The sequence below is a fragment of the Chitinophaga eiseniae genome (assembly GCF_012641265.1).
Taxonomy (GTDB): domain Bacteria; phylum Bacteroidota; class Bacteroidia; order Chitinophagales; family Chitinophagaceae; genus Chitinophaga; species Chitinophaga eiseniae_A.
The window spans coordinates 1,984,725-1,990,996 of sequence record NZ_JABAHZ010000001.1 but is presented as its reverse complement, the minus strand read 5'-3'; the positions used below and the strand labels follow the sequence as shown (position 1 = coordinate 1,990,996).

3 protein-coding genes are annotated in these 6,272 nt (G+C 34.7%); 2 read left to right on the top strand and 1 reads right to left on the bottom strand.

The window, feature by feature from the left end:
• Positions 1–87, top strand: an 87-nt coding sequence (locus HGH91_RS07545; RefSeq protein WP_168737886.1) for an IS3 family transposase, incomplete at its 5' end; no start/stop codon positions are given.
• A 131-nt stretch (positions 88–218) separates the two neighbouring features.
• Here the strand turns inward: HGH91_RS07545 and HGH91_RS07540 are convergent.
• Positions 219–719, bottom strand: coding sequence for a transposase (locus tag HGH91_RS07540; protein WP_168737804.1), 501 nt, complete (start codon positions 717–719; stop codon positions 219–221).
• A 488-nt stretch (positions 720–1,207) separates the two neighbouring features.
• Between HGH91_RS07540 and HGH91_RS07535 the strand changes: the two genes are divergently transcribed.
• The gene (locus HGH91_RS07535; protein WP_168737803.1) at positions 1,208–6,142 is read left to right on the top strand and encodes a hypothetical protein; all 4,935 of its coding nucleotides are present in this window, start codon (positions 1,208–1,210) and stop codon (positions 6,140–6,142) included.
• Positions 6,143–6,272 lie beyond the last annotated feature (130 nt).

Genomic DNA, 6,272 nt, shown 5'->3' with positions numbered 1-6,272 from the left:
AAATATATTTATTATTACAATAACTATAGGATCAAATTAAAATTAAACGGCTTGAGTCCAGTACAATACCGAACTAAAGCCGCTTAAATTAATAGTCATTTTTGTCCAAACTTTTGGGTGCACTACATGGTCGCGGGGTTTTGTTTTTTAGTTGAGCGTTTAGTCGAGTTCCTTTTGTATAACCCCGATTTCTTGGATCAAGTTTAAAAGTTGGGGGATTAGGCATAAAGCTTATATAATCTAAAGAGAAAAAATTCTACGTCCCGTACGCCTCGAAGAGCGTTTCTAAAGGACTTTATCTTCGCATTAAATGATTCAGCGGCAGCATTGGTAGCTCTATTCCTGAAGAAGTTCAGGATACTCATATAATGTATCCTCATAGATTTGACAACGGTTTTAAAGGATAATAACCCAGACTCGTCTACATCGTTGTACCATAGTGCAAGTTTTTTAAAGGCCTCTTCTTTACATTTAGAATGCTTGTAAATTTCACCCAGCTCAAGGGATAATTGATAGGACCTTTGAATAAGGGGATAATGGCTAAACAGCAACTCTGCCCGCTGTTTTTGCTCCTTGGTCCATAGTCTTGGGTGTTTAAATAATAGATATCTACTTCTGGGCAGTAGTTGCTTGAAGGTATCCCCATTATCAAGCCGGGTTGGTTCCCATTTCACTTTATTGCGTTTGGCCTGTTCATATTCCAGGTTCTCTTGTTCCATGGCCTCCCAGCGATGTTTTATTCTTATGGGTCAAGTTGAAAAGTTGGGGGATTAAGTAAATTTATACGCATACAATTTGGTTAATCTATAGAAGAAAAATTCAATATCCCGCGCATCTCTAGGAACGTTTCTAGAGGACTTACAAAGGAGCGGATCAAGTTGAATAGTTGGGAGATTAACCTACCCGTTAAATACAACTATATATATTCCCATCTTCGTAAAACTCATGAAGGGCAGCGCGATATTTATGCCAGTTGGCCGGCAGAGGTAACGCGCCGACAGATAATGAATGAGTATTGGAGTAATGGATGCCATTAGATAGTGTGGAAGCCTATATCATTAGTTTACAAAATATCCAATTTGTGATATTGAATAATACAAAAATCAACCCGCCGGGTAATCAATTTTTTATGGACGATAAACAACGTAGTAAAAAATTTTAGCAGGCGATAAAAAAATCGTATTTTGATTTTATAAATTCCACCCCTATGAAGCAAAATACAAACGGCCCTCAATTAATTGATACTACTTTTTATTCTATTGGATTTCCCTTTGAAGATCAAGAATTGCTCGTCACAAGAACACATTATCTATCATTAATTGAAGGTTATTTAGAGAAAAGCACAAATGTTGTATTTCTGGAGGGGGATACAGGTGCAGGAAAAACAACTATCTTGGGGCAATATGCAAAGCAGAAATTTAAGGAATGCATTTCCGTTTTTTTTAACCCTTTGAATAGTTTAGATTATAATATGGAATTTTTTTGCGAAAATATTGTTTTACAACTTAGGCACTTACTTGGTGAAAATGTGGATGCAAATTCAAATGAACATATTAATCAAGATACATATAGGACTACTACCTTTCAGGTGCGAAAAAAATATAAAAATTCCAATAAAAAAATAACACTAATTATTGATGGCCTTGAAAATAAAGGTTCCGATGATATCATAAAAGAGATTCTAGATCAGCTGCCATATGGAAACGAAATTTTCAATTTTGTTATTACATCAGACTCATCATTTAAAAGCAATTATTTTAAGAATCGGAATGTGAATGCCAAAACAATCACCGTTACCGGTTTTTCTGAACGAGAAATGGAAGATTTCTTGGGATTTGCTATTGAAGATAAGAGAAGTATTTTTAAAGTTACTAAAGGATTTCCTGGTAGGCTCAAGACACTTAAGCGAATATTGGCAACGGGTGAATATTCCTTGAATGACATTTCAGAAAATTCCCAATACAATGATTGGATTAATTTGGATTGTCAAAACGTAGATTTAAATAATTCGCGAATAACAGCCGTTTTATCGTTGGTGGCGCTCAGCGATATCGCTTTTTCAGTAAATGATATCGCTCAGATTCTGTTAATGGATGAAATTGAGACAAAGCATTTGATAGAGTTATCATCCGTTCTCGAAGTAGGCAATAAAGTTCAGTTTATCTCTTTTGATTACAGAAAGTACTTTGTGAACAATTTACGCACTTATAAAAAGAGAGTAGAAGAGTTGCTGATAAACCATTATAAAGCTATTCATTCCCCGCTAGCAATGGTTGAACTCCCTCGCCTTTATTCTGAAAAACAAGAGTGGAAAAATGTAATAGATGTTTTCGATGATGAATATTCTAATCGAATCATAGATAGTACAGAATCTATTATTGAGGTTAACAGGAGCTTATTATTTGGACTGAAGGCTGCACAGAACTTGAGCTCAACTCCTGATATGTACCGCTTTGCACTAGAAAGTAGCATGATTCATGAATTAGATAATTTTTTATTTTGGGAGTCAGAGGTGAATGCTAGAATTGCTATTAAAGACTTCTCTGGAGCAATATCATTGGCAGAATGTGCGATTTTAAAGATTGATAGATTTCAGCTGTTATCTTTAATCGCTAGAAAACAAAAGGAGATTCAGAAATATGTTGATGAGGATTTAGTTAGCTTGATTCAAGAAATTTATTTGAACACAGACTTTAGTACGGCGGGCTCTAAAATTTATGATATTGTCGCAAATTTAATTTATGGAATTCCAAACTTGGCCATTGAAATAATTGAGAAATCGTCAGGAAGTACCGTCGATACTGGTATCAATGACTGGATCGTAGCTAAGTTATCTGTAGCTGCTATTGACTCCAGCATAAAAGAAAAGGAAGATCCGGAGAAGTCAAAAACAATGCAAGCTCTTGAAAAGATGGGTAATGAAGATAGCCAAAAAATCAGCAAAGCGATATCGATGCTTGTCGGTAATTACTCTGGGGGAAAAGTTTTAGACGATGCTAAGCGAATTTCTGATTCAACGGAACGTCTTCGCCTTTTGAGATTGTGGTTAGTGAATAATCGTTCAAATGATTCGAATCTTGGACAGGTAATAAGAGTCGCACTTGATGAATTGGTTGCGTCTACATCTGAAGGAACTTATACTCTGGATAATTTGAAAGAACTTTCAGATCGCCTACCCTTTGTAAAGGACAAAAAAATATTAGACGAGTTATATTATCGATTTAAACAAATAGAAAAATCAACCCTGAAAGCAGGTTTAACTCGGAATAAGATAATTTATAGATTAAACTTATTTCATACTGAATATAATCTAAACGATGTTTTGGCATTTGATTCTTTGAAATCAATAATAACAGAGGCTGAGAAAATTGACGATACTCTTATTCAGCTTGAGAGTTATGCGGAAATTTATTGCAAGCTAAATTGGATAAATAGCAATCAATACCGACAACAGTATAATTTTGCCTACAGTCGAATTCTTCGTCTATCAGAGATTTTATTTAATTCAACTGCTAATCATTCGGCTTTGATTAAGGTTACAATTAAAACTATCGGAAAGCAAAATCCGGTATTAGCTCTCAAAATTGTTACCCTTATTAATTTACAGTGGAAGCGCGAAAGTGCTAGACATAATATTCTTGATGCCTATCTTAAGAATGGAATAAAGAGAATTAATATTGATCTCTTGATAGAGATACAAAAAAGCTTTGAATTTCCTAAATCTCATGAGCGGTTTTGCATAGCTATCCTTGATAGATATTCAGAAGCCAGTTCGCTACCTTCTGAGGTTATTAAACGGGTACTTCCAATTTTTAATATAGCAAGCAAAATTAAGTCGCCTTCAGGTAGAACATATGCCTTTGTTAAAGCATATCAGGTAATCGGACTGAATGATTATTGGAAAAATAAATTAGCCGATAGATATGAGAATTTAATAAAAGCGAGCCTGAAAAAAATAGAAACTGAATGGGAGAGGATTGACGTTGGATTCTCCGTTTGTGCTGATACATCCCAAACTAACATTGATTTTGCTAAAGTGATTTTTGATGAGACGAGTATAGTAAAGAATGATAATTGGATTGATTCTAATCACGTTGCAAAAACTTATATTCTAAGTCTGAAACTTGTTATTTTGGCAATGTCAGGCTTAATGGCTACGGATGATTTGAAGGAGAACGAAGTAAAGATATTTGGTGAGTTGATTGATCGTATTCCCTCAGAAAGCGAAAGGATAAAATTATGGACTGAGTTAGCTTTTTATGCGTATTCTTATGACAACTACCTATCACTTGCTAAGAGAATTTGTGATAATAATATTTCCCCAATCTTAGATAGTTTGATACGGAAAGATCTTGATGTTAGCCAACTTCTCGATTCGTTTACCTTGGTGTACGTATTTATGCAAACATTAGCTATTGAGAAAATTGAGAAATTGCCTGAAGAATTAAAAGAACGAGTCTATGATAATATTTGCTCTTTCTATGTAACTGCGGAAAATCCATTTGTCGAGTACGATTCTCATAATAATAATTACAACCCAAATTTTACCGATTTATCAAACGCTATTGAACTTTTGAAAAGAATGTCGACTGACTTCCTGATTTACGGACAAGTAACAGCAATAACAAAAGGCGTTGCAGAGAATAGAAAATTATCTAGGCCTCAGATTGCTGAATTTGTTTCTAATCTGACTAAAATCATAAGTACGAAACTTCCCGATAAACGGAATATTAAACATAAAGGATACTCTCTCCTTGCCCAGGTGAAAGTTGATCGTATTAACAAAGATCTTCCTAATGTAGCAGCCCATTGGACAGCTGTTATTTCTACTGCCAATCAAATTTCGAATTTATCAGATAGAATTTTTGTGAAAAGTATTTTACTTGAAGATTTACCTTGGGATAGGCTTCCAAATCAACTTCAGACAGAAGTATACCAGGGAATAGTTGACGAAATTGAGAATCTGACTAGTTACTTTGAGTATGTGCAACGTGTGGCTGATGTTTCGGAGGCGATGTTTTCTGTGAATAAGACTAAATGGAAAGATATAATTAAAAAAGCTTTTCATGTGTGTAATCAAATAGAAGGAGGGTCGAGTGCATATAAGTCCCAGCAGAAAATTTTAGATACAATTTATCGATTAGATAGCGCCTACGCGAAAGAATTGGTTAAAATTGCGTCTGAGGGGGAATCACCTTATAGGTTTAATAAGCTTCTGCAAAGACGAATGGAGTATCACGATACGGTTAAGAAAATTAATGAAGGAAGGACTTTGGAGGAAAGAGATAAGGAGAATAAAAGAAATACAGTAGATGCTATTGCTGGATCTCTTAGATTGATTAGTTCGGGTAAAATCCCATCAAAGAAATTTTTAGATGCCTCATCTTTCCTTTTTTTAGGGAATAGCCTCCCTCTGCATGAGGTATATCCGGTGTACCAATACTATTTATTCAATTGTGCTCAAACATACAAGACTAAACAGACAAAGGGGCCAATTGCTAACCTTCATAAGGAAAATTTCAAAAAGGCTGTGAATTCAACAAATTTGATTCGCATTTTATCATATAGAAAGAAAGGTGTAGAGTCGACTTTTCGTCAATTCTTTATAGATGAAGAATTTGCTACAAACCTAGCGGTTAAGCCAGGAAGCAGAGAAGAAGCGTTATCTTTTATTCGGACATGGTTGAGTGATCAAATGCAAGACTTTTTAATCATTGCTGATCCTTATTTTGAGAAAGAAGATTTGGATTTACTGAAAATTGTGAATGATGTTAACAAGGATGTTTCGGTAAGTATTCTAGGGTCCCTTAATGGTTATGATAGTATGGTTGAACAGAACTTCAAAGAATATTGGAAGAAAATTTCTAGTATTGAGCCTCCATTTACACATGTATACTTTTGCTGGATCCCTGAAGATGGGAATGGAACTCCTTTTCATGATAGATGGATTATTACAAAGGATAGCGGTTTAAGATTAGGAACCTCTGTAAATTCTGTAGGCAGGAAAAAAGAGAGCGAGATTTCAATTATGACAACGAATGACGCTTTTCGAATTAAGGAGCAACAACTAAGTGAATATCTTCAAATGCGTAAGCGGCATGTGAATGGATTTCGAGTAACATATAAAACTTTTTCTCTATAAAGTTCCGGTTGTGTTGTCATCTGTAAATGATGAAAGAAATCTCTATGATATCAAAATCAAGGGTATTATTACAAAAGTATGTCAGGGTAAAAGTATGTTGGGGTAATTAAAGATTTTGTTTTAATCGCTC

Excerpts from the sequence above, each read along its gene's own strand:
- HGH91_RS07540 (WP_168737804.1), bottom strand. The coding sequence starts at position 719 with ATGGAACAAGAGAACCTGGAATATGAACAGGCCAAACGCAATAAAGTG.
- HGH91_RS07535 (WP_168737803.1), top strand. The coding sequence starts at position 1,208 with ATGAAGCAAAATACAAACGGCCCTCAATTAATTGATACTACTTTTTAT.